This is a genomic window from Actinomyces sp. HMT897 (genome assembly GCF_016626125.1).
In the GTDB taxonomy this organism is placed as follows: Bacteria; Actinomycetota; Actinomycetes; order Actinomycetales; family Actinomycetaceae; genus Actinomyces.
In genome coordinates, this window is sequence record NZ_CP067336.1 from 2,774,189 (window position 1) to 2,796,385 (window position 22,197).

20 protein-coding genes and 2 tRNA genes are annotated in these 22,197 nt (G+C 71.5%); 12 read left to right on the forward strand and 10 right to left on the reverse strand.

Annotation, left to right across the window (positions count from 1 at the left end; all coding sequences use genetic code 11):
* Positions 1 to 449: 449 nt before the first annotated feature.
* Together JJJ15_RS10720 and JJJ15_RS10725 are read left to right on the forward strand one after the other, a co-directional pair.
* Positions 450 to 638 carry a hypothetical protein gene (locus JJJ15_RS10720; RefSeq protein WP_106108642.1) on the forward strand — a complete coding sequence of 63 codons (189 nt, stop codon included), beginning with the start codon at positions 450 to 452 and terminating at the stop codon, positions 636 to 638.
* A 53-nt stretch (positions 639 to 691) separates the two neighbouring features.
* The gene (locus JJJ15_RS10725; RefSeq protein ID WP_106108643.1) at positions 692 to 1,981 is read left to right on the forward strand and encodes an alpha/beta hydrolase; all 1,290 of its coding nucleotides are present in this window, start codon (positions 692 to 694) and stop codon (positions 1,979 to 1,981) included.
* A 522-nt stretch (positions 1,982 to 2,503) separates the two neighbouring features.
* Here JJJ15_RS10725 and epsC read toward each other — a convergent pair.
* The 3 genes from epsC to JJJ15_RS10740 all read right to left on the reverse strand — a co-directional run bounded on the left by epsC (position 2,504) and on the right by JJJ15_RS10740 (position 5,447).
* The gene (gene epsC / locus JJJ15_RS10730) at positions 2,504 to 3,079 is read right to left on the reverse strand and encodes a serine O-acetyltransferase EpsC (RefSeq protein WP_200510728.1); all 576 of its coding nucleotides are present in this window, start codon (positions 3,077 to 3,079) and stop codon (positions 2,504 to 2,506) included.
* 151 nt (positions 3,080 to 3,230) lie between these two features.
* Positions 3,231 to 4,169, reverse strand: a complete 939-nt coding sequence (gene cysK, locus JJJ15_RS10735; protein WP_200510729.1) for a cysteine synthase A — start codon at positions 4,167 to 4,169, stop codon at positions 3,231 to 3,233.
* A 585-nt stretch (positions 4,170 to 4,754) separates the two neighbouring features.
* Entirely contained in the window at positions 4,755 to 5,447 is a 693-nt protein-coding gene (locus JJJ15_RS10740; protein WP_200510730.1) for a YigZ family protein, read from the reverse strand.
* A 169-nt stretch (positions 5,448 to 5,616) separates the two neighbouring features.
* On the opposite strand from JJJ15_RS10740, the gene rpmF reads away from it, so the two are divergent.
* The 5 genes from rpmF to tig all read left to right on the forward strand — a co-directional run bounded on the left by rpmF (position 5,617) and on the right by tig (position 8,686).
* Complete coding sequence (rpmF, locus tag JJJ15_RS10745) at positions 5,617 to 5,781, forward strand: 50S ribosomal protein L32 (RefSeq protein WP_106108647.1); 165 nt, start codon at positions 5,617 to 5,619, stop codon at positions 5,779 to 5,781.
* A 35-nt stretch (positions 5,782 to 5,816) separates the two neighbouring features.
* Positions 5,817 to 5,887 (forward strand) — tRNA-Gly (locus JJJ15_RS10750).
* A 52-nt stretch (positions 5,888 to 5,939) separates the two neighbouring features.
* Positions 5,940 to 6,013: transfer RNA gene (locus tag JJJ15_RS10755), tRNA-Pro, on the forward strand.
* A gap of 489 nt (positions 6,014 to 6,502) precedes the next feature.
* Entirely contained in the window at positions 6,503 to 6,727 is a 225-nt protein-coding gene (locus JJJ15_RS10760) for a hypothetical protein (protein ID WP_200510731.1), read from the forward strand.
* 405 nt (positions 6,728 to 7,132) lie between these two features.
* Positions 7,133 to 8,686, forward strand: a complete 1,554-nt coding sequence (gene tig, locus JJJ15_RS10765) for a trigger factor (protein WP_200510732.1) — start codon at positions 7,133 to 7,135, stop codon at positions 8,684 to 8,686.
* A gap of 197 nt (positions 8,687 to 8,883) precedes the next feature.
* Here the strand turns inward: tig and JJJ15_RS10770 are convergent, their stop codons facing one another.
* The 5 genes from JJJ15_RS10770 to JJJ15_RS10790 form a co-directional block, all read right to left on the reverse strand.
* Entirely contained in the window at positions 8,884 to 9,246 is a 363-nt protein-coding gene (locus JJJ15_RS10770) for a cupin domain-containing protein (RefSeq protein WP_200510733.1), read from the reverse strand.
* 71 nt (positions 9,247 to 9,317) lie between these two features.
* The gene (locus JJJ15_RS10775) at positions 9,318 to 10,088 is read right to left on the reverse strand and encodes an ABC transporter permease subunit (RefSeq protein WP_200510734.1); all 771 of its coding nucleotides are present in this window, start codon (positions 10,086 to 10,088) and stop codon (positions 9,318 to 9,320) included.
* Positions 10,088 to 11,137 carry an MqnA/MqnD/SBP family protein gene (locus JJJ15_RS10780; RefSeq protein WP_200510735.1) on the reverse strand — a complete coding sequence of 350 codons (1,050 nt, stop codon included), beginning with the start codon at positions 11,135 to 11,137 and terminating at the stop codon, positions 10,088 to 10,090. Before JJJ15_RS10780 ends, JJJ15_RS10775 begins: the two co-directional genes overlap by 1 nt.
* A 98-nt stretch (positions 11,138 to 11,235) precedes the next feature.
* Entirely contained in the window at positions 11,236 to 11,871 is a 636-nt protein-coding gene (locus tag JJJ15_RS10785) for an ATP-binding cassette domain-containing protein (protein ID WP_200510736.1), read from the reverse strand.
* Positions 11,868 to 12,737, reverse strand: a complete 870-nt coding sequence (locus JJJ15_RS10790) for a class I SAM-dependent methyltransferase (RefSeq protein ID WP_314717760.1) — start codon at positions 12,735 to 12,737, stop codon at positions 11,868 to 11,870. The genes JJJ15_RS10785 and JJJ15_RS10790 overlap by 4 nt, the downstream gene beginning before the upstream one ends.
* A 312-nt stretch (positions 12,738 to 13,049) precedes the next feature.
* Between JJJ15_RS10790 and JJJ15_RS10795 the strand changes: the two genes are divergently transcribed.
* The 4 genes from JJJ15_RS10795 (at position 13,050) to JJJ15_RS10810 (ending at position 16,234) form a co-directional block, all read left to right on the forward strand.
* Positions 13,050 to 13,688 (forward strand): ATP-dependent Clp protease proteolytic subunit, encoded by a 639-nt coding sequence (locus tag JJJ15_RS10795; RefSeq protein ID WP_200510737.1) that lies wholly within the window; start codon positions 13,050 to 13,052, stop codon positions 13,686 to 13,688.
* Position 13,689: 1 nt separating this feature from the next.
* Positions 13,690 to 14,379 carry an ATP-dependent Clp protease proteolytic subunit gene (locus JJJ15_RS10800; RefSeq protein ID WP_200510738.1) on the forward strand — a complete coding sequence of 230 codons (690 nt, stop codon included), beginning with the start codon at positions 13,690 to 13,692 and terminating at the stop codon, positions 14,377 to 14,379.
* Positions 14,380 to 14,538: 159 nt separating this feature from the next.
* A complete protein-coding gene (clpX, locus tag JJJ15_RS10805) occupies positions 14,539 to 15,831 on the forward strand; it encodes an ATP-dependent Clp protease ATP-binding subunit ClpX (RefSeq protein ID WP_106108656.1) in 1,293 nt (430 codons plus the stop codon).
* Between the two features lie 70 nt (positions 15,832 to 15,901).
* On the forward strand, positions 15,902 to 16,234 hold the full coding sequence (locus JJJ15_RS10810; RefSeq protein ID WP_314717833.1) for a chorismate mutase: 333 nt from the start codon (positions 15,902 to 15,904) through the stop codon (positions 16,232 to 16,234).
* Positions 16,235 to 16,416: 182 nt separating this feature from the next.
* Here JJJ15_RS10810 and JJJ15_RS10815 read toward each other — a convergent pair whose 3' ends face one another.
* Together JJJ15_RS10815 and JJJ15_RS10820 are read right to left on the reverse strand one after the other, a co-directional pair.
* Positions 16,417 to 18,348, reverse strand: coding sequence for a long-chain fatty acid--CoA ligase (locus JJJ15_RS10815; protein ID WP_200510739.1), 1,932 nt, complete (start codon positions 18,346 to 18,348; stop codon positions 16,417 to 16,419).
* A 254-nt stretch (positions 18,349 to 18,602) separates the two neighbouring features.
* Positions 18,603 to 20,459, reverse strand: coding sequence for an AMP-dependent synthetase/ligase (locus JJJ15_RS10820; RefSeq protein WP_200512048.1), 1,857 nt, complete (start codon positions 20,457 to 20,459; stop codon positions 18,603 to 18,605).
* Positions 20,460 to 20,977: 518 nt separating this feature from the next.
* Between JJJ15_RS10820 and JJJ15_RS10825 the strand changes: the two genes are divergently transcribed.
* A complete protein-coding gene (locus tag JJJ15_RS10825) occupies positions 20,978 to 22,114 on the forward strand; it encodes a diguanylate cyclase (protein ID WP_246742040.1) in 1,137 nt (378 codons plus the stop codon).
* Positions 22,115 to 22,197: the final 83 nt, after the last annotated feature.

The window sequence follows — 22,197 nt, forward strand, 5'->3', positions numbered from 1 at the left end:
CACCACAGTTGGGTCCCACCACTGCCGCCGTCCCCGACCGGGGTCGCCACTCGCGGCCACTACGCATGGTTTCATGCCGCACCCACGCCAGGCCGCCACCTGCATGCGACGGTCCTAACCCCACCACAGCCGGGCCCCGTCTGCTCTGCCGGTGCGCCCGCGCGCCGGACCGAGTGGAGGTGAACGCGCTCTGGGGCAGGTAGACGCCATATCACGGGAATAAACGCGCTTTCGTGCTGGTGAACGCTAGCTTGAATGGCGTTCACCTGACCAAAAGCACGTTCATCTACCTCAAGACACGTTCACCCGACTCAGAGCGCGTTTACCAACATCGGGACACGTTCACCTACACAAAAGCGCGTTCACCTGGGGGTGCGCGAGCCCAGCTACCCGGTGCCCGCACGCCCGACAAGCAGCCTGCTGCGCAAGCAAGAGGGGGCAGTGCCTCTGTGGAGGCCCCGTACGCGCACTCGGGGACGCTCGATGAATGCGAGGCCGTCTGGGTGCCCGGCACGCACGCGCACTGGGAGTGGTCAGAGATGGTCGAGGTGGTCCTCTTCGACCTGCTTCCCCACCCCGTGCACCCAGGAGCGGTGGAGGCCATCACGCCCGCCGGGAGCGGGGGCGTGCCGGGGTGAGACGAGGATGCTGTCTGGCACGCCCGCCGGGAGCGGTCGTCTAGAGTGCGCTCATGACCACACCCCTGAGCACCACCGCCTGGTCGGCCGCCACCGCTGGTCTGCTCACCCGCGACCACCGCCTGACCGTCCCCCTGGACCGTAGCGGGGCCGGGGACCGGGCGCCCGACGGTAGGACCACCATCACCGTCTACGCCCGGGAGGTCGCGTGCGCGGGGGCCGACCCGCTGAGCAGGCCACCACTGGTCTTCCTCCAGGGCGGTCCCGGGTTCGAGGCCCCCCGCCCCAGCCCCGACGCCGGCCTGGGCTGGGTGGGCGCCCTGCTGGAGCACTACCGTCTCATCCTCATCGACCAGCGCGGTACTGGCGCCTCCACCCCCGTTGACCACCCCGACGCCGCAGGGGACGCGGCCGCCACCGCCCGCCTGCTCACCCACCTGCGTGCCGACGAGATCGTCGAGGACTGCGAGGACCTGCGCCGTGCCCTGGGCCTGGAGCGCTGGAGCGTCCTAGGGCAGTCCTTCGGCGGCTTCTGCACCACCCGCTACCTGTCAGCCCACGCCTCCAGCCTGGAGCAGGCCTACCTCACCGGGGGCCTGCCCGCCGTCGGGCACGGCATCGAGGAGGTCTACGCCCTGACCTACGAGGCCATGCGGGTCAGGAGCGAGGAGTACTACGACCGCTACCCCACTGACCGGGACCGTGTGGCCGCCCTCATGGAGGCTGCTGGGCGCGGGGAGGTCCTCACCCCGGGCGGGCACCCGGTGGGTCCCGAGCGCCTGCGCGGCGTCGGCATCTGCCTGGGTGCCAGCGGCGGCATGGACTCCCTGCACCACTTCCTGGAGGCCGACCCCGCCTCGGCACGCTTCCGCCACGACCTGGCCGGGATGCTGCCCTTCAGCGCCCGCAACCCGCTGTACGCCGTCGTCCACGAGTCCTGCTGGGCCGACGGCGGGGTCAGCGCCTGGGCCGCTGAGCGCACCCTCCCGGCAGAGTTCGACGACGACCCCACCCTGCTCACCGGCGAGCACGTCAGCCACGCCCACCTGGCTGAGGACCCCCTGCTGGCCCCCTGGCTGGAGGTGGCCGACCTCCTGGCCGGGCACGAGTGGCCCCGCCTGTACGATCCGGTCGCCCTGCGCTCCACCCGGGTGCGTGGGGCGGCGGCCGTCTACGCGCGCGACGTCTTCGTGCCCATGGTCTACTCCCTCCAGACCGCCGCCCTCGTACCAGGGCTGAGGACCTGGGTGACCAGCGAGTACGAGCACAACGGCTCACGGGCCTCCGGCGGGGCCGTCTTCACCCGCCTGCACGCCCTGGCCACGGGCGCCGTCGTCCGCTGACCCGCCCTGGTGCCCGGCCCGGTGCCGGGGCGCGCAGGCCAGGGCACCAGGGCCCGCTTCTGAGCCTGCTCGCGCGGGGGCTCCGTTCGGGTGCGCGGGCCGGGGTGGTGCCCGACCAGCTGGAGGTGGCGCATGACCAAGCTCCGCCCGTGCGCGCCAGGGCTGGTCCCCGGTGCGCCGGGGACGCGCCAGGGCCGGGACGTCCCAGCCCTGTTCCGCCAGGCTGGTCCCAGGCGCGCCGAGGACGCGCACGATCTGGCGGATCTGCCGCATCGCGCTCTGGGCGCTGGTCCCCGGTGCGCCGGGGACGCGCGGTGAGCACCGCTCCGCCCGGGTGTGCGGGCCGGGGTGGATTGCCGGAACGCGGCGCGCATGAGTTGCAGGGCTCCGCCCAGGCGCGCGGGTCGGGGCTACATGGTGTGGCCGGCGGGGACTGAGGTCACGGGCTCCACCCAGGCGAGCAGGCCGAGGCCAAGACGAACACGTCCCGCAGCCGTAATGTCGGGGGTTCCACCCGGAGGCTCAGATGTAGATGGTGGGGTCCATCATGAGGTCAGGGTCGGTCTTGGGGTCACGCACGCGGCTGGGCACGCCCACGGCCACGTGCCCCTCCGGGACGTTCTTGACCAGGACCGCGTTGGCGCCGATCTTGGCGCCGTCGGAGACCACGACCGGGCCCAGGACCTTGGCCCCCGCCCCGATCTGGACGTTGTTGCCAATGGTGGGGTGACGCTTGCCCGGGCTCATGGAGACCCCGCCCAGGGTGACGCCGTGGAACATGAGGACGTCGTCGCCCACCTCCGCGGTCTCACCAATGACCACGCCCATGCCGTGGTCGATAAAGAAACGGTCGCCGATACGGGCGGCCGGGTGGATCTCAATGCCGGTGACATTGCGGGCCGCCTGGGAGACGAACCGCGCGGCAAAGTGGTGGCCCGAGCGCCACAGGCGGTTGGCGGCCCGGTAGGCCCACAGGGCGTGGACCCCCGGGTACAGGAGGGCCACCTCCAGACTGGAGTGGGCGGCGGGGTCGCGTCGACGGGCGGTGGCAAGGTCCTCACGGGCCTGGTCGATGAAGGAGCGTCTCTTGTCTGTCATGGTGCCCTTAAGGCCGGAGGGTGGTGGTTGGTGGGGCGCGGACGGCGCGCGGGTGCGGCCTGGCGGTTCTCCCGGCGGCGGGCGCAGCAGGCCGCCCAGGTCAAACACCGACGGCGGCGCCCCTGTTCCCGGGGCGCCGCCGTCGTGGCACTTAGTTGAGGTACTCGGAGTACAGGGGGGTGGACAGGTAGCGCTCACCGGTGTCCGGCAGGACCGTGACAATGGTCTTGCCCTCCAGCTCCGGGCGGCGCGCCAGCTTGCTGGCGGCGACCAGGGCCGCCCCGGAGGAGATCCCCACCAGCAGGCCCTCCTCGGCGGCGGCCCGGCGGGCGTAGGTCAGGGCGTCCTCGCTGGTGACGTGCAGCAGCTCGTCCCAAATCCCCTGGTCCAGGATCTCGGGGACGACGTTGGGGCCCAGGCCCTGGATCTTGTGCGGGGCGGCGCGGCCCTCGCTGAGCAGCGGGGACTCGGCGGGCTCGACGCCGTAGATCCTGACCCCGGGGACCTTCTCCCGCAGGACGGTGCCCACGCCGGTCAGGGTGCCGCCGGTGCCGATGCCGGCCACGAAGGCGTCCACGGCGCCACCGGTCGCCTCCAGGATCTCCCGGGCGGTGGTCTCCCGGTGGATCCGGGGGTTGGCGGGGTTGCTGAACTGGGAGGCCAGGACGGAGTTGGGGGTGGCGGCCTGGATCTCCTCGGCCCGCTTGACCGCGCCGGCCACCCCGCCCTCGGTGGTCAGGACGAGCTCGGCACCGAAGGCGCGCATAATGGCCCGCCGCTCCTTGGACATGGTCTCGGGCATGGTGATGATGACCCGGTAGCCCAGGGCCGCGCCCACCATGGCCAGGCCGACGCCGGTGTTGCCGGACGTGGCCTCGATAATGGTGCCGCCGGGCCGCAGGGCCCCGGAGTCCTCCGCGGCCCGGACGATGGACAGGGCGATACGGTCCTTGACGCTTCCGGCGGGCTCGAAGGCCTCGACCTTGGCCAGGACGGTGGCCGGGGCGCCGTCGGTGACGCGGTTAATGCGTACCAGGGGGGTGGAGCCGACGAGCTCGGTGACGTCGGCGGCGATCGGGGGGTGTGCCATGGTGGTGTCCTAACGGTGGTGGGGGTGCTGTCGGTGGCAGGGGTAGCTCAGGGTGACGGGGCAGGGCCCCGGGTGTGCGGTGACGGGGCAGGGCCCCGGGTGTGCGGAGGCTCGGGTCGCGACCGAGGGGGTAGGGGGGCACCGGGTGCGCAGGGACCTGGGAGCGTGCTCAGGACCTTAGGGGGACGGTGCCGTGGCGCCGGGCGGACGCGCTGCGACGCGCGCCCAGGATCATGGCCTGGCGCCCTACCGACACAGGCAGGAACAGGGCATCTCACGCATGACGGTCATGGTCGCCATGGGGTGCTCCTCTCCTGCGGGGCGGCGCCGGTGGCGCCGCGCTTAGGAGGACCCTACCTGTCCGGGGCGGTGGTCCGTCAAGTCCAGGCCGTCCCGTCCTCTACCGGAACGGTCCTTGGCCCGTCGTGAGGACGGGGTGCTCAGGGCTCCCCTCGGGGTGCGGACCGGGGGGGCGTGCGGTTGCCCTAAGTGGCCTCTCGTCCGTCTGCCGTCCCGGGTCCCGCCCGCGCCCTGCCGCGAGGATCCCGGGCGCGGACGCCTCCGGGGCGGTCGTCCCCTCCGCGGCTACTGCGGGACGGGCAGCTCGGTCAGGCGGCTCCCGGCCGCCTCCAGGAGCGCTGTACCCCCTGTGAGGGAGGAGACGATCTCGGGCAGGGTGCCGCCGTCGTCCTGCGTGGTGGACAGGGTCAGGACGGCGTGGGTGGGGCCCCAGACGGTCTCCTCCACACTGGCCGGGCAGGGCCCCTGCGTCCCGGCGCACAGGCGGCGCAGCTCGGACTCCAGGCGTCCGGCCTGGGCCACGGGTACGCGCAGGTCCCACAGGAAGCGGGTGGCCAGCCTCACGCGCCGGGCGGCCGCCAGTACCTGGGAGGTGGCCTGGGAGTAGGCGCGTACCAGACCGCCCGTGCCCAGCAGGACGCCGCCGAAGTAACGGGTCACGACCACGGTGGCGCCTACCAGGGTGCTGGCGCGCAGGACCTCCAGCATGGGCTGGCCCGCGGTGCCGGCGGGCTCCCCGTCGTCGCTGGAACGCTCCGTGGTCGGGGCGCCCAGACCGCTGGGCCCGGGGACGACCAGGGCCGAGCAGTGGTGGCGGGCGTCGGGGTAGGCGGCGCGGACGGAGGTGATAAAGGCACGGGCGTCCTGCTCGGTGTCGGTCCGGGCGGCGCGGGCCAGGAAGCGTGAGCGCCTGACCTCCAGCTCGGTCTCAGGCTGCTCGCCGGGGGCCAGGGTGAGGACGGTGGGGGAGGTGGCCATGGGCCGATCGTCGCAGATCCTGGGCCGCGCTCGTCACAGATGAGGGGAGGGATCTCACACGGCGGGAGGCGGTGGGGGCTGGCACCGGGCTGGTAGGAGCCGTTAAGGTGTCCTCTGGTCCAGTTTCCGAGGGATCGGACGATCCAGATACTTTGAGAGGAGCGGGTTCATGGCAGTCCCGAAGCGGAAGATGTCCCGCAGCAACACCCGCAAACGTCGTTCGCAGTGGAGGGCCCAGCTGACCGAGCTCAACACCGTGCGCGTCAGGGGCCGGGAGATCACCGTCCCCCGTCGTCTGGTCCGCGCCTACAAGGAGGGCCTCCTGGAGTTCTGAGACCACCGCGACAGGGGGCGGCGCCCTCTGCCACTGCGGGTGTAGCTCAATGGTAGAGCCTCTGCCTTCCAAGCAGATTGCGCGGGTTCGATTCCCGTCACCCGCTCTGAGCAGCCCAGGGCCACCGGGGGTGTCCTGGTGGCCCTGGGCGCCTAATACGGGGTGTGGCGTAGCTTGGTAGCGCGCCTGCTTTGGGAGCAGGAGATCGTGGGTTCAAATCCCGCCACCCCGACTGCTGACTGCTTTACGCGCTTGCCTGGATAAACCCGGTCGTCGGCTGCGCAGCTGACTAATACGGACGGCTCAGATGCGTACCACGTCAGTGGTTTGCGACGGCGCGGACCAGCCCCTCAGCCCTGGGCCTGTCTGGCCTGTGCCCGCTCGGCCCGTGCCCGCTCAATCCGGCGGGCCTCGGCGTTGCGGGCGACCGAGATAATGGTTTCCTCCTTAGTCACGGGGACGCGATCCAGCCGACCGCAAACGGGCCAGTTGCTCAGTTCCTCGTCGCCGGCGCGACAGGCCGATCCGGTGGCTGACAGGACTGGGACCACCGTGACCCGTACGTGAGTCTACTCCTCATCTGCTAAGGGCTTTCCATTGGTGTCGGTAGCAGGGGCGAGTATGGGGCGCACCAGCCCACCGCGCCCCCGTCCCGCCGTCGTCCGCGACCTGGCGGGACGGGGCCACCACGTGGAACAGCCAGCACCTCTTAGGAGGAACCGTGACCCGCCCCTGCCCCACCCCGTCCAAGGTCGGTTATGCCAACCGCGAGCAGGCCCAGGCGGCCCTGCGGCGACTGAGACGGAGCGCCCGGGTCGCTCAGCGCCGGGGGCGGCGGGGCCGGCGTTTCCCCAGCCTCCCGGTGCGTGCCTACCAGTGCCCCTGTGGCTCCTGGCACCTGACCCGCAAGCCCCTGTCCCGCGAGGAGGTGGCCCGCTCGTCGTAGGGCTGAGGCTGTGGTGGGCCAGTGCGCCCTGGCCCGCTCGTAACCGATGTCAATGGGACCGTGGGCGCGATTAGTCGGCCCCGGCACGAGCCAGCCCCGGGTGCGGGGAGTCGGCCCGGACGTACACGCACCACCAGGCGACCGCCTGGAGCTGGCCCCAGGTGCAGGGAGGCCGCCACAGGGTTTTACCGGGGACAAGAGCCAGCTGCGAGCCGGCCCCGGGTGCAGGGAGGCCGCCAACACGGTACGGCGCACCACCGGGCGACCGCTCCCCAGGGCGTCAGGTCTCGAGGTTCGCGCCCGGCGCCGCGGATGCCATAGGATGCGGGAGATCGGCGCCGGCGCGGCGTCCGCCGGACCCCGGCGTCCATCACCCACCACTTCCACCACTTCGGAGTAAGCCCCGTGAAGAGCACTGTCGAGAACCTTGACCCCGCGCGCATTAAGCTGACCGTGGAGGTCCCCTACGAGGAGCTCAAGCCGAGCCTCGACGCCGCCTACAAGGAGATCGGCTCCCAGGTCCAGGTCCCCGGCTTCCGCAGGGGCCACGTTCCCGCCCCGGTGATCGACCAGCGTGTCGGCCGCGCCGCGGTGATCCAGGAGGCCGTGAACAAGGCTCTTCCGGACTTCTACCGGCAGGCCGTCACCGAGGCCGGGCGCGTCCCCCTGATGCAGCCTGAGGTTGAGATCACCGACCTGCCCAATGTCACCGGACCCCAGGGCGGCCAGTTCGTCTTCAGCGCCGAGGTCACCGTCCGTCCCCTTGTCGACCTCCCTGAGCTGGAGGACTTGTCGGTCTCCGTGTCCTCTGTCACGGTCGACGAGGCGGACGTGGACGACGAGGTCGACACCCTGCGTATGCGCTTCGGGTCACTGCACCCTGTGGTGCGCGAGGTCCGCCTCGGGGACTTCGTCACCCTCGACCTCAGGGCCGTCATTGACGACGAGGAGGTCGACTCCGCCTCAGGGGTCTCCTACGAGGTGCTCGGTACGGACAGCATGCTCAAGGGCATGGACGCCGTCCTCCTGGACATGCAGCTCGACGAGTCCGCCACCTTCACCACCCACCTGGCCGGGGGCGAGCACGAGGGGGAGGAGGCTGAGGTCACGGTCACTGTCACCGCCGTCAAGGAGCGCGAGCTGCCCGAGGTCGACGAGGAGTTCGTCCAGATGGCCTCCGAGTTCGACACCGTGGACGAGCTCCGTGAGGACCTGCGTCGCCAGGTCATTGAGCGGAGGAACGCCGACCAGGCCATCGAGGCCCGTGACGCCCTCCTGGAGGTGCTGCGCCAGGCCGTCGAGGTGGAGGCCCCTGCGGCCCTGGTCGACGAGGAGGTCAAGCACCACCTGTCCGCCGAGGGCAAGGACGGCGACGAGGAGCACGCCAAGGAGATCCGCGAGGACGTCGCCTCGACGGTGCGTGACCAGATTATCCTCGACGTCCTCGCTGAGAGCCTGGAGGTCAAGGTCAGCCAGGACGAGCTCATCGACTTCCTGGTCCAGACCGCCCAGCAGTACGGCATGGAGCCCATGAAGTTCATTGAGGGCGCCCAGAAGGCCGGCCAGATCCCCGCCTTCGTCGCCGAGATCGCCCGCAACAAGTCCCTGGCCATGGCCCTGCGCCACGTCGAGGTCAAGGACTCCGACGGCCAGGTCCTGGACCTGACCGAGTTCATTGGCTCCGACGAGCTCGACGCCGCTGGCGCTCACCAGCCCGCGCCCGACGAGGCCGCGTCGGACCAGCCCGCGCCTGCCGGGGCCGATGAGTTCACCGTGGACGCCGAGTTCGCGGAGTCCGCCGAGTCGGCCGACAGCGCTGAGTCCGCCGAGTCGGCCGACAGCGCGGAGTCGGCTGAGTCGGCCCAGAGCGCGGAGTCGGCTGAGTCGGCCCAGAGCGCTGAGTCCGCCGAGTCGGCCGAGTCCGCTGACAGCGCCGCCTCCGCCGCGAGCGCCGAGTGAGCCGGGCCCGCTGAGCCCCCGCGCGCCTCGGCCCCTTACCCGTCGTCCACTCAATAGTGTCGGGCCCCGCACCGTCTTGCCGGTGCGGGGCCCTCGTCTTGCGGGGTTTGCCGCCCGGCCCCGGGGCGCCCCACGGCAGCGGGGCGGAGGGGCCGTGCTGGTCCCCCTCCGCCCCGCCGGCTGGCCCAGGCGTCGTCTCAGCCCTGGTGCGCGCCGACGGCGTCGTTGTCCACGTCCACCATGACCAGCTGCATGCGGCAGGCGGTGACCGCGGTCAGGGCGTGGCGGTCGTTCGGCGCCAGGTAGATGACGTCACCGGCCCCCATGCGCTCGGTGCGCTCGCCGATGGAGAAGTCCATCTCGCCCTCCAGGAGGGTGACGACGACGGCCCGGGGAGAGGCGTGCTCGGTGAGCTGCTGGCCGGCGTCGAAGGTGAAGACGACGGTGCGCAGCACGTCGTTGTTGACCACGACGCGCGAGGTCGTGGCCTCCTCGCTAATGGGCAGGGCCTCGTTCAGGCCCAGGCAGAAGAGGGACTCGGTGACAGGCGTCATAGGCATAGTGGTTCCTTTCAATGACGTACTTGTACTTCAGGCATGGTGCAGATTGTCTGACGTGTTCCCCGGAGCTGCTACCTCCAGGGGCGGGCCAGCCGACGCCTCAGCGGTCCCAGGACGCACAGCTCCAGGACGAGCGTGAGCGCCGCCATGACCACGGACAGGGCGAACACGTCGTCCGTGTCCAGGTTGGTCCGCGCCCGTTGGACCATGGCGCCCAGGCCCGTGGTGGTGCTCAGCAGCTCGGACATGACGGTGACCCGCACGCTCTGGCCCACGGCCACGGTCAGGGCCGAGAGTACCGGTGGGGCGACGGCGGGCAGGATGATCCGGCGCACCGTCCAGGACCGGCCCCTGGCGAACACCCGCGCCATCTCCAGCAGGTCGGCGTCCACGCTGGCCACGGTGTCGCGCACGGTGGTGGTCAGCAGCGGCAGGGTCACCAGGGCCACCACCAGGACCACGACCTCGGCGGTGGGGCCGAGCCAGACCATGCCGACCACCACGATGACGATCGGCGGCACGGACAGGAGCACCTGCACCCAGGAGTCCAGCAGCTCACGCAGCCACGTCCAGGTGCCCATGGCCCAGCCCAGGGGCAGCCCGACCAGGCACGACAGTCCCAGCCCGGTGGCGCCGCGCCCTATGGTCAGCACCAGGGCGTCACCCAGGCGCCCCCGGCCAGCCAGGTCGAGCAGCGCGGCCCAGGTGGCCTGGGGGCTGGGCAGCACGTAGGCGGGCTGGGAGCGGGCCACCAGGTGCCAGACGAGGACCGCCAGGGCGATGCCCGCCCACCACAGGGCGACGGCGCGCAGCCGCTGGGTGCGGGACCGCGGCTCGTGCATTAGCGCGGGTCGGCGACGTAGAAGTCCTTCGCCGGCAGGGACCCTCCGATAATGTCGGGGCTGAGGGTGGACAGCCTGGTGTAGAAGTCCTCCAGGTCGCCCTGGGCCGCGGCGGCGGGGACGATCTCCAGCTGGAGGCGGGGGATGACCTCCTTGACCACCGGCACCGGCACGTTGTTGGCCTCCGAGATCGCCTGCACCGTCGCGTCGGACATGGCGTTGACGTCGGCCACGGCGGCCTCTAGCTCGTTCAGGACGGCGCCCACGAGCTCGGGGTGGGAGTCGGTCAGGCTCTGGGGCATGACCAGGCCCGCCATGGGGAAGCGGGCCTTGCCGCCGGTGACCTCGGCCCACAGCTCCTGGAGGTTGACCGTGCGCTCCAGGGCCTTGCCCTGCTGCTTGGCCTTGGCCAGGGAGGCGCTGGCGGCGTGCTCGGGCAGGACGGCGTACTCGACCTCCCCGGCCATCAGGGCGCTGAGCGCCTCCTGGCCCTCGGTGTAGGGCGTGATGGTCAGGTCGGTGTCGGCGTTCCACCCCTTCTGCCCGAGCAGGTAGCGGAAGACCAGGTCGGGCATGTTATTGGGCATGGGCACGCCCACGGTCTTGCCGCGCAGCGCCTCCAGGCCCTGGGCGGAGGAGCCGGCGGGGCCGATGACGTAGAGCATGCCCCACACCTGCATGGCGACCAGGCGCAGCGGTACGCCCTTGTTGAACAGGTTGGCCGCCACGTAGGAGGGGGTCGCTGCCAGGTCCGTCTCGCCGTTGACGAGCAGGGACTTGAGCACGTCGGCACTGGCCCAGTTGTCCTTCTTGACCTGCCCGACGACGGCGTCGAGGTTGCCGTAGGTGCCGAAGGAGGTCATGGGGGCGGCGTAGGCCAGGGTGGTGGGGGTGTGCACACGCAGGACGTCGAGGACCTTGGCCCCGGAGGCCTCGGTGGAGGGGTCCGCGCTGCCGGATCCGGACGGGGAGTCGGAGGAGCAGGCGGCCAGGGCCCCCGGGGTCAGCAGGCCGAGCCCGGCCAGGGCCAGGAGGGAGCGGCGCTTCATGGTGTGTTTCCTTTCGCGAGGTGGTGCCGGTTGGCGGTAGACGGTGGTCGGGTGGGTGGTGCGGGCAGGGGCCGGGGCCGCGGGGAGGCAGTGAGGACTCAGGTGTCCAGGTGCCAGGTGCCAGGCGGGCCGTCCAGGTGCAGGTGGAGGTGGGAGACCTCCTCGGCCTCCTGCGGGTCGTGCGTGACCCACACGGTCACCACGTCCTGGTCGGCCAGGAGCGCCATGAGGTCGGCCCGCAGGGAGGCGGCCAGGGGCCGGTCCAGGGCGGAGAAGGGCTCGTCCACCAGCAGCAGGGTGGGTGAGGCGGCCAGTGCCCGGGCAATGGCCACCCTCTGACGCATGCCGCCGGACAGGCGCGCCGGGGGCAGGTGGCCCGCCGAGGCCAGGCCCACCCGCTCCAGCCACTGCACGGCCGCCAGGTCCGGGGCGGGGCCGTCCACAATGAGGGAGATATTGCGGTGCGCGGAGTACCAGGGCAGCAGCCGGGGCTCCTGGAACACCTGGGACAGGCGGCCGTCGGGGCGCCTGACGCTGCCGGCGTCGGTGGGTGACAGGCCGGAGACGGCGCGCAGGAGCGTGGTCTTGCCCGCGCCCGAGGGGCCGGTGACGGCCAGGGTCTGGCCGGGACGGACCGTGAGCGACAGGTCCTCCACCAGGGTCAGGCCGCGGCGCACCATGGTGACGTGGTCCAGGACCAGGTCGGTGGCGGCCTCCGGGGCCGGGGCGCTCATGCTTGGGGCCTCCGGGCCACCATGCCCACGGCGCTGAGCAGCTCGCCCTGCAGCTGGAAGGCCTGGCGCATGGCCCGTACCCGGTCGCGGGCCCCGGGGGTGCGACGCACATTGCGCCAGAAGCGGGCGGCGCCCAGCAGGCCCTCGTCCTGGACGAGGCGGCCCGGCTCCAGCAGGTGCATGGGGGCGGTGCCGGTCCACTCCACGACCAGCCCGGCGTCGGTGAGCAGGTCCTTCCAGGCCTCCAGCGGCAGCGGGCGGGCGCCGACCCTGATGGTGCGAGAGAGCTCCTTGCGGGCCGCCTCGAGCTCGGCGGGGGAGCGGTCCCCGCGCAGTGCCAGCTCGTGGATGGCGTAGCGGCCCCCCGGGGCCAGGAGGCGCACGGCCTCGGCGACTATCTCACGCTTGTGCTCGTCGGACTGGATAGTGAGCATGGCCTCGCCCACCACCAGGTCGGCGCTGGCGGCGGGCAGGCCCGTGGCGGCGGCGTCGGCCACCACGTACTCGGCCCCGGGGTGGCGCTCCAGGACGGCGGCCACCTGCTTGCGGCCCTCGGGGTTGGGGTCCACGCCGTGGTAGGAGGAGGGGTGGCGGGCCAGCAGCAGCTCGGCGGTGCGGCCCACGCCCGGGCCGAGCTCGACCACGCGCTCCCCGGGCGCCAGGGCGGCCGCAGCGAGCATGCGGCGGGTCAGGTCGATGCCACCGGGGCGCAGGACCCGTTTGCCCAGGCGGGCCAGGAGCCAGTGGCCCTGCATGCGGGACGCCTCGGGGGCCGTACGCTGTCCGTGGCCCTGACCTGCTGGGTGCGGGGGCGTGGCTCCCGGGCCGGGGCCGCTGTCCCGGGGCGGGTCCTGTGTGACGTCCATGTACTTTGATCCTGTTTCCTCCGGCATAAATCAGTGAGATCAGGCTATCCTCTTCCTGTCCCCGGCGCCAGGGGCCAGTTCGTGCCAGCTGGGGCGACGCCGGTCCCCCGGGGCTGGGACGTAGGTGCCGGGCCAGTTCGTGGCCGGGGCGACGCCGGTCCCTGGGCCCCTTCCTGGGCGCCGCCGCGGGCCGCCGGCGCCCCGCAGCCGGCGCCGCGGCCCCATGCGCCCACGGCGAAAGGCCGGGACAGCGGGCATACCGGCTCCGTCGCCGGGGTTAAGTTGGGCACCAAGCACAACGAGAGGACTTTCGTGAGCGAGCACTCTGCGGCCGGGAGCACCCCGGCGGCCGAGGGACCCGGCAACGGCCTGGCCCTGACCGACTCCATCTACAACCGCCTCCTGAAGGAGCGCATCATCTGGCTCGGCTCCGAGGTGCGTGACGACAACGCCAACGCCATCTGCGCCCAGATGCTGCTCCTGGCCGCCGAGGACCCCGAACGGGACATCTACCTCTACATCAACAGCCCCGGCGGCTCGGTGACCGCCGGCATGGCCATCTACGACACCATGCAGTACGTCCAGCCCGACGTCGTCACCGTGGCCACGGGGCTGGCCGCCTCCATGGGGCAGTTCCTGCTGAGCGCCGGGGCCCGGGGCAAGCGCTACATCACCCCCCACGCCCGCGTCCTCATGCACCAGCCCTCCGGCGGGGCGGGCGGCAGCGCCACCGACATCCGCATTAACGCCGACCTCATTATCGCCATGAAGCACGAGCTGGCCCAGATCACGGCGGCCGACACCGGGCACACCGTGGAGGAGATCCTGGCCGACTCCGACCGCGACCACTGGTTCAGCGCCACCGAGGCCCTGGAGTACGGCTTCGTGGACCACATTGTGAGCTCCAGCCGCGAGATCGGCCAGCAGGCCCAGAGCAACGGGGAGAACTGACATGAGCACCCGCCCCTACTTCGACGCCGTCACCCGGCAGACGGGCGCCGCCGGCACCGCCGGCCCCCTGCCCGTCTCGCGCTACGTGCTGCCCCAGTTCGAGGAGCGCACCGCCTACGGCTTCAAGCGCCAGGACCCCTACGCCAAGCTCTTCGAGGACCGCATCGTCTTCATGGGCGTCCAGGTCGACGACGCCAGTGCCGACGACATTATGGCCCAGCTCCTGGTCCTGGAGTCCCAGGACCCCGACGGGCTGATCACCATGTACATTAACAGCCCCGGCGGCTCCTTCACGGCACTGACGGCCATCTACGACACCATGCAGTACATTAAGCCGCAGGTGCAGACCGTGTGCCTGGGGCAGGCCGCCTCCGCCGCCGCGGTGCTGCTGGCCGCCGGCAGCCCCGGCAAGCGCCTGGCCCTGCCCAACGCCCGGGTCCTCATCCACCAGCCCGCCATGGAGGGCATGCACGGCCAGGCCAGCGACATCGAGATCGTCGCCGACGAGATCGACCGCATGCGCGCCTGGCTGGAGGACACCCTGGCCGCCCACACCGGCCAGGACCGCGACAAGGTCCACAAGGACCTGGAGCGCGACAAGATCCTCACCGCCCAGGCGGCCCAGGAGTACGGGATCGTGGACCAGGTGCTTGCCTCGCGCAAGGCCCTGCCCTCGCCCCACGCATCCTGACCCACCGGCCCGGCCCTGAGGCCCGACGGCGCGGTGACGCCGTCGGACCTCGAGGCCCTCCAGTGGCGTGTATGACACATTTGAGGTGAAGTTGCTGACTTTTTGGGCCTGCTGGCCATAGGCTGAGGCCCCCGCCCTGACGCACGAATCGGAGGAACCGTGCCACGCAATGCTGAGAGCGTCGACCTACTCAAGTGCTCCTTCTGCGGCAAGAGTCAGAAGCAGGTGCGCAAGCTGATCGCGGGCCCCGGCGTCTACATCTGCGACGAGTGCATTGAGCTGTGCAACGAGATCGTGGACGAGGAGCTGAGCGAGAACGGTGCCGGCGTCCCCCTGGAGCTGCCCAAGCCGCGGGAGATCTTCGACTTCCTGGAGGAGTACGTCATCGGCCAGGAGGCCGCCAAACGGGCCATGAGCGTGGCCGTCTACAACCACTACAAGCGGGTCCAGGTCCGCGAGCGCGCCGTGGGGGAGGGGGAGGGCCTGGAGCTGGGCAAGTCCAACATCCTCCTCCTGGGCCCCACCGGCACCGGCAAGACCCACCTGGCCCGCACCCTGGCCAAGATGCTCGACGTGCCCTTCTGCATCGTGGACGCCACCGCCCTGACCGAGGCCGGCTACGTGGGCGAGGACGTGGAGAACATCCTGGTCAAGCTCATCCAGGCCGCTGACGGGGACATCAAGCGGGCCGAGAAGGGGATTATCTACATCGACGAGATCGACAAGATCGGCCGCAAGGCGGAGTCGGCCTCCATCACCCGCGACGTCTCCGGTGAGGGGGTGCAGCAGGCCCTCCTGAAGATCATCGAGGGCACGACGGCGTCGGTGCCCCCCACGGGCGGGCGCAAGCACCCCAACCAGGAGTTCCAGGAGATCGACACCACCAACATCCTCTTTATCGCGGCCGGGGCCTTCGCCGGGATCGAGGAGATCGTGCGCCAGCGCCAGCGCAAGGAGGCCGGCGCCCAGCTCATGGGGTTCGGTGCCACCCTGGCCTCGGACTCCGCCAAGGACGTCTTCACCGAGCCGGTACGTCCCGAGGACCTGCACAAGTTCGGCATGATCCCGGAGTTCATCGGCCGTCTGCCCGTCATCGCCACCGTCCAGGACCTGGGCGTGCCCGAGCTGGTGCGGGTGATGACCGAGCCCAAGAACGCGCTCGTCAGCCAGTACCAGTACCTGTTCAGCCTCGACGGGGTGGAGCTGACCTTCACCGACGAAGCCATCCAGGCGGTGGCCCGTCTGGCCCTGGAGCGCAAGACCGGGGCCAGGGGGCTGACCTCCATCGTGGAGGAGATCCTGGGGCAGGCCATGTTCGAGGTCCCCTCCATGCCGGAGGTGGGGCGCGTGGTCGTGGACGTCGACGCCGTCCGGGGCGGGGGGGCTCCCCGCTACGAGGCCGGGCCGGGGGTCCTGGCCGCCACCTCCAAGCGGGCGCGACGGAGCGCCTGATGGGACCGTGCGCCCCGGGGGCGTGGTCCCGGTGAGGGCGGACGACCCGCAGGGGCCGGGATCGGCCCAGCTGGTCGGCACCGCCGAGCAGGTGGAGCGGGGTGTGCCGGGGGTGCCCCCTGAGCTGGCCCGCTACCGGGCCACCATTGACAACCTCGACGCCGCCCTGGTCCACCTCCTGGCCGAGCGCTTCCGCTGCACCCAGCTGGTGGGGCACCTCAAGGCCGAGCTGGACCTGCCGCCCTCGGATCCGGGGCGGGAGCGGCGCCAGGTGGCGCGGCTGCGGGCCCTGGCCGCGGACTCCGGGCTGGATCCGGTCTTCGCGGAGAAGTTCTTCGCCTTTATAGTCGCCGAGGTCATCCGCCACCACGAGGCGATCAGGGACGGACAGGACCACGACTAGGCCGGCGTCCGGCCCGGGGCTGGCATGACGGTGTTACGTAAGGAGGCGGCCGCGCAGCCGGACCCGCCCTCGGTCATGGCGACGAGGACGCAGCCGGACCCGCCCGGCGGTCAGCTGGGGGAGTCCACCGGAGTGGACCTGGACGTCGACCGGACCCGCCCGGCGGGGGACCGTAGGCGGGCTCAGCGCGGCGGCAGGGCGTAGAGCTCCTCGATCTGCGCGGCGTAGCGCTCCTGGGCCTGGGCCCGGCGCACCTTCAGGGAGGGGGTCAGCAGGCCGTTGGCCACGGTGAAGTCCGTGGGCAGGATGGTGAAGGTGCGGATTGACTCCGCCCGCGAGACCGCCTCGTTGGCCCGGGCCACCGCCCGCTCCAGGGCGGCACGCACCCGGGGGTCGGCCGCGGCGGCCACCACGTCCATGTCCTCCAGGCCGTGGTTGGCCAGCCACAGGGGCAGCATCTCGGCGTCCAGCGTGATCAGGGCCCCGATGCAGGGGCGGTTGTCACCCACCACGAGGACCTGGCTGACCAGGGGGTGGCCACGCAGGCGGTCCTCCAGGACCGCCGGGGCCACGTTCTTGCCGCCGGCAGTGACAATAATCTCCTTCTTGCGGCCGGTAATGCGCAGGAAGCCGTGCCTGTCAAAGGTGCCGATGTCCCCGCTGCGGAACCAGCGCTCGGTGGCCGGGGCCCCGTCGCCCTCCTGGGCGCGTGCGGCGCCGGAGGGTGCGCGGTCAGCGGGCTCGGCGGGCAGCTCCACGAGGGACTCGGCGGTGGCGGCGGGGTTGTCGTGGTAGCGCGTGAACAGGCCGATGCCCCGGATGAGGATCTCCCCGTCCTCGGCCAGGCGCACCTGGGTGCCGGGCATGGGCCCGCCCACGGTGCCGATGACCATGGTGGCGGGCTGGGCCACGGTGGCGGGGGCCGCCGTCTCGGTCAGGCCGTAGCCCTCCAGGACGGTGACGCCCGCGCCGCGGTAGAAGTGGCCCAGGCGCTCGCCCAGGGGCCCGCCGCCGCTGACGACGTGGGTGACCTTGCCCCCCAGGATGCGGCGCAGGGCGGAGAAGACCGGACGGTCGAACAGCCGGTGCTGGACGCGCAGGGTCCGGCTGGGGCCCTGGGGGGTGTCCAGGGCCCGGGAGTAGGCGATCGCGGTCTTGGCGGCCGTGCGGAAGATCTTCTGCTGGAGCCCGGAGGTGCGGGCGTCGGCCGCGTTGTAGATCTTCTCGAAGACGCGGGGCACCGCCAGGATGAAGCTGGGCCGGAAGGTCTCCAGGTCCGAGACCAGGTTCTTAATGTCGGGTGCGTGCCCCATGACGCCGTAGGGCGAGCAGACGATCGCGATCTGGACGAACCGGCCCAGCACGTGCGCCAGGGGCAGGAAGAGCAGGAGGCGCACCGCCTCGTGGCCCAGGATCTCGGGCAGGTGGACGACCGTGTTGACGCTCAGGTGCACCAGGTTGCCGTGGGTGAGCTCGACGCCCTTGGGGCGTCCGGTGGTCCCGGAGGTGTAGACGATGGTGGCCAGGTCCGAGCTGGTCAGCGCTCCCGTGCGGGCGTCGAGCTCGGCGTGGTCCACGCTCTTGCCGGCCGCGATGAGCTCGGTGACGCCCTCGCGGGCGACATTGAGGATCTGCAGGTCGGTCAGGGCGGGGCTGGTACGACGCAGGGCCTCGACCATGCGCTCCATGGACTCGTCCTCCACGGCGATGAGGCTGACCCCGGCGTCGGTGAGGATCCACTCGGCCTGCTCGGCCGAGGAGGTCTCGTAGACGGGGACGACGACCAGGCCCGCCTCCCAGGCGGCGAAGTCCAGGAGGGTCCACTCGTAGCTCGTGTGGCTCATAATGGACAGCCGGTCCCCCGGCCGCAGGCCGCAGGCCACCAGCCCGGCGGCCACCTCACGCACCTGGGCGCGGAAGCTGGAGGCGCTCATGGTCCTCCAGGTGCGCCCCAGCGCGGCCTTGCGGCACACCAGGGGGCCCTGCGGGTTGCGGCGCTCACGCTCTGCCAGGGCCCAGGGCGCGGTCATCCCCTGGTGGACCGGTACCAGCAGCGGGGTGGAGTACACGGGGCCGGGGCCGGTGGGCGTGGGGTCACTGGGGATGGAGGTCATGGGGCCATTGTCTGACGCCCGGCAGGCCCGGTGCACCTACGTGGTGCTGTGACCCTGGCCTACTGCCAAGCCGCGCGGGGACCCTTCTGCCGGACGCGCCGTGGCACCGGCGCCCGCGCACCCGGCTACGGGGCACGGCCTCAGCCCAGAGGGCACCAGATGGTGCTGGCGCCCGCGCACCCGGCTACGGGTGCGGGCCCCGGCCCGGTCGGGTCGGGGCCCGCGTCGAATCGGACCGGGTAGCCGCCGGGCCGCTAGTCCTGCGGCCCCCTGCGCGTGGACTTGTAGATGTCGGCGATCGTCTCGGCGTGGGCCTTGACCACGGCGGCGCGCTTGACCTTGTAGGAGGGGGTCAGCAGCCCGTTGGCCTCGGTGAAGTCGGTGGTCAGGACCCGGTAGGCGCGGATGGACTCGGCGCGTGAGACGACCCGGTTGGCGCGGGCCACGGCCTTGTCCAGGGCGGCGAGCACCTGCGGGTTGGTCGCCGCCTGGGCCACGTCCATCTCCGGCAGGCCGTGGTTGGCCAGCCACTGGGGCAGCATCTCGGCGTCCAGGGTGATGAGCGCGGAGATGAAGGGCTCCCGGTCCCCGACCACGAGGACCTGGCTGACCAGGGGGTGGCCGCGCAGGCGGTCCTCCAGGACCGCCGGGGCCACGTTCTTGCCCCCGGCGGTGACAATGAGCTCCTTCTTGCGGCCGGTAATGCGCAGCCAGCCGTCGTCGTCCAGGCTGCCGATGTCCCCGGTGCGGAACCACCCGTCAGGGGTGAAGGACTCGGCGGTGGCCTCGGGGTTGTTGTGGTAGCGGGGGAAGACCCCGATGCCGCGGACCTCGACCTCGCCGTCGGGGCTGATCCTGGTCTCGTTGCCGCACACCGGCGGGCCCACGGTGCCGATCTTGTTGACGGTGTCCAGGTTGACGTGGGCGGGGCCGATGGTCTCGGTCAGGCCGTAGCCCTCCAGGATGACCAGGCCGATGCCGCGGTAGAAGTGGCCCAGGCGCTCGCCCAGGGGGCCGCCCCCGGAGATGGCGTAGCGGGCGTTGGGGCCCAGCAGGGCGCGCAGACGACGGTAGACGAGGCGGTCGGCCAGGTGGTGGGAGGCCCGCAGGCCGGTCCCGGGCCCCTGGGGGGTGTCCAGGGCCCGGGAGTAGGCGATGGCCACCTTGGCCGCCCAGCGGAAGGTCTTGAGCCTCAGGCCGCTGCCGGCCTTGGCGTCCGCGGCGTTGTAGATCTTCTCCAGGACCCGGGGGACGGCCAGGACGTAGGTGGGGGCGAAGGCGGCCAGGTCCGGCAGGAGGGTCTTGACGTCGGGGGTGTGCCCCAGCACCCCCTGCCCGGCGATCGCCAGCAGCTGGAGGAACCGGGCGTAGGAGTGGGCCAGGGGCAGGAACAGCAGCAGGCGCGTGCCCGGGGAGTTGAGGAGCTGGGGGAGCCAGCGCACGCCGTTCCAGGCCAGGCCCGCGGCGTTGGCGTGGGTGATGACCACGCCCTTGGGGCGCCCGGTGGTGCCCGAGGTGTAGATAATGGAGTAGACGTCGTCCTTGGTCAGGGCGTTGGAGCGCTCGTCCACCTGGGAGAGCGTGACCTCCCGGCCGGCCGCGGTAATGGCGGCCAGGGCGTCCCGCTCCAGGACCAGGACGGGGGCCTGGGCGGCCTCGGGGCAGGTGGCGGCCAGGGACCGGGCCCCGGTGCGCACCACCTCGGCGTGGGCGGCGGACTCGACGACGAGGAGGCGCACCTGGGCGTCCTGGAGGATCCAGGCCACCTGGTCGGCCGAGTCGGTCTCGTAGATCGGCACCGAGACCAGGCCGGCCCTGGCGATCGCCATGTCCAGCAGCGACCAGTCGAAGGAGGTCCGCGCCATGAGCGCCACGCTGGCCCCCGGCTCCAGGCCCATGCCGATCAGCCCGGCGGCCAGGCGGGTGACCTCCTTGCCGAAGGCCTGGGCGCTGACCCTGGTCCAGCTGTCGCCGAGCTGGGACTTGCGCTCGATGAGGGTGGCCTCGGGCAGGCGGGCCACCCGGTCCGCCAGGAGCCAGGGCACCGTCCAGGTGGGGTCGGGCTCCTGGGACAGGGGGCTGGAGGACACGCCGTGAAGGAGTCGGGGCATCTGGTCCGCCGGGCGCGGGGCGGCGGCGGGGGAGGAGGGGGACGGAGTCACCCGGCCATTGTGCCAAACGCGCCTCGGCCGCGTCCGCCGCCGGGGTAGTGGTAGGTGCCCGTGATGTGTCCCTGAACACATGTGATGGCAGTCAGACGGAGGACGGGCTGGGGATGATACCGCCTGCGCGGCAGGATCCGGCGTTGACACGCAGATGCGTTTTTCCTCGGCAGACACTAGACTCCCTCACGAGTCGCCGCGCCTGGTCCGAGTGCTCCTTCTGACCTGCTCTGAGGCGAGATAAGTCCTTCCCCTAGCAGTGAGATGTAACTATGGAAACGCAGATCGGATATGAGCGCCTGTTTGATCCACAGGACATCTTCTTCTCTACCACAGACACCAAGGGTGTCATTAAGAACACGAACACTACGTTTGATGTTCTTTCAAGATATTCACGCGATCGTCTTGTCGGGTCGCCCCACAACATCATCCGGCACCAGGACATGCCCGGTGGTGTCTTCCGTCTCATGTGGGATGACCTACTGGCCAACAAGCCGGTGTGCGCCTATGTCATCAACCGTGCCGCCGACAACCTAGACTACCGGGTCTTCGCCACCATCGTGCCCCTGCACGACGGGTTCCTGTCGGTGCGCTGCCGCCCCATGGACACCGCCACCCAGTCCGCCGTGGAGGACATCTACCGCCGCGTACGGGGCAAGGAGAGGTCCCTGGCCAACCAGGGCGCCTCCCGGCGGCAGGTCGCCGAGTTCGGTGCCCGCGAGCTCACCTCCGAGCTGGAGGCCCTGGGGATGACCTCCCTGCACGACCTGACCCTGGTCAGCCTACCGCGGGAGGTGGCCGCCCTGGTGCGTCAGGGCGTGCGGGTACCGGCCGCGGCCGGCGCCCACGGCCCCGTGCCCCGGGTCCTCAGCACGGCGGCGACCATTGAGCGCGACACCAACGCCCTGGTGTTCCAGCTCGACGAGTACCTGCGTCTACTGGGGACCATGGAGCAGGCCCAGGGCACGCTCAACGACGTCACCGGGCGGATTCGCCGCATTGAGACCCTGGTCTCCCATGACGTCGCCTCCTTCTCCCGCTCCAGGAGCCAGAGCCTGGCCACGCAGATCACCGAGCTGGCCGGCAGCGCCGGCGTCGGGCTCAAGGGCCTGCCCCGGCGTCTCCAGGCCATGCGCTCCGCCGTGCTCCAACTACGTTTCTCGGTGGCGCTCATGCGGCTGCTGACGCTCATGGTGGGGCGCTTCGCGGCCTCCACCCTCAACGGCTCCGAGCAGGGGGCGGTCCAGTCCCTGACCGACCTGTGCGAGGCCCTGGACACCGGCTTCGCAGGGCTCGCCCCGGTGGTGCGCTCCGTGCGCAACCAGGCCGCCGAGCTCGACGACGTCATCCGCGGGGTCACCTCCAGCCTGGACCGCTGCGCCCGCCGGCTGGGGCAGTGGGTGGACCTGGGGGGTGCCACCACCGGACGGGCCGCCCTGGAGGAGGTCACCGCCCTGACCCAGCAGGGCTTCCCGGAGGTACGCACCCTGTCCCGGCTCGCCGCCGAGTGCCGTAGCACCGACCTGCCCTACAGCGAGGAGGTCATTGTCCAGCGCCTGAACGTGATCCGCTCCGCCCTGGCCGAGCTCCAGGGCGTCCGCTAAGGACCTCGGGAACCGGCGGGGGCCGGGACGCGGCTCGCGTCCCGGCCCCCCGCCGTCTTCAGGTCGGCCGCCCGGCGGGGCTG

What these genes read in the sequence shown, in the direction of transcription:
- JJJ15_RS10725 (WP_106108643.1), top strand. Translation starts at nt 692, where the DNA reads ATGACCACACCCCTGAGCACCACCGCCTGGTCGGCCGCCACCGCTGGT.
- epsC (WP_200510728.1), bottom strand. Translation starts at nt 3,079, where the DNA reads ATGACAGACAAGAGACGCTCCTTCATCGACCAGGCCCGTGAGGACCTT.
- cysK (WP_200510729.1), bottom strand. Translation starts at nt 4,169, where the DNA reads ATGGCACACCCCCCGATCGCCGCCGACGTCACCGAGCTCGTCGGCTCC.
- JJJ15_RS10740 (WP_200510730.1), bottom strand. Translation starts at nt 5,447, where the DNA reads ATGGCCACCTCCCCCACCGTCCTCACCCTGGCCCCCGGCGAGCAGCCT.
- rpmF (WP_106108647.1), top strand. Translation starts at nt 5,617, where the DNA reads ATGGCAGTCCCGAAGCGGAAGATGTCCCGCAGCAACACCCGCAAACGT.
- JJJ15_RS10770 (WP_200510733.1), bottom strand. Translation starts at nt 9,246, where the DNA reads ATGCCTATGACGCCTGTCACCGAGTCCCTCTTCTGCCTGGGCCTGAAC.
- JJJ15_RS10775 (WP_200510734.1), bottom strand. Translation starts at nt 10,088, where the DNA reads ATGCACGAGCCGCGGTCCCGCACCCAGCGGCTGCGCGCCGTCGCCCTG.
- JJJ15_RS10780 (WP_200510735.1), bottom strand. Translation starts at nt 11,137, where the DNA reads ATGAAGCGCCGCTCCCTCCTGGCCCTGGCCGGGCTCGGCCTGCTGACC.
- JJJ15_RS10785 (WP_200510736.1), bottom strand. Translation starts at nt 11,871, where the DNA reads ATGAGCGCCCCGGCCCCGGAGGCCGCCACCGACCTGGTCCTGGACCAC.
- JJJ15_RS10790 (WP_314717760.1), bottom strand. Translation starts at nt 12,737, where the DNA reads ATGGACGTCACACAGGACCCGCCCCGGGACAGCGGCCCCGGCCCGGGA.
- JJJ15_RS10800 (WP_200510738.1), top strand. Translation starts at nt 13,690, where the DNA reads ATGAGCACCCGCCCCTACTTCGACGCCGTCACCCGGCAGACGGGCGCC.
- JJJ15_RS10815 (WP_200510739.1), bottom strand. Translation starts at nt 18,348, where the DNA reads ATGACCTCCATCCCCAGTGACCCCACGCCCACCGGCCCCGGCCCCGTG.
- JJJ15_RS10820 (WP_200512048.1), bottom strand. Translation starts at nt 20,459, where the DNA reads ATGCCCCGACTCCTTCACGGCGTGTCCTCCAGCCCCCTGTCCCAGGAG.
- JJJ15_RS10825 (WP_246742040.1), top strand. Translation starts at nt 20,978, where the DNA reads ATGTGGGATGACCTACTGGCCAACAAGCCGGTGTGCGCCTATGTCATC.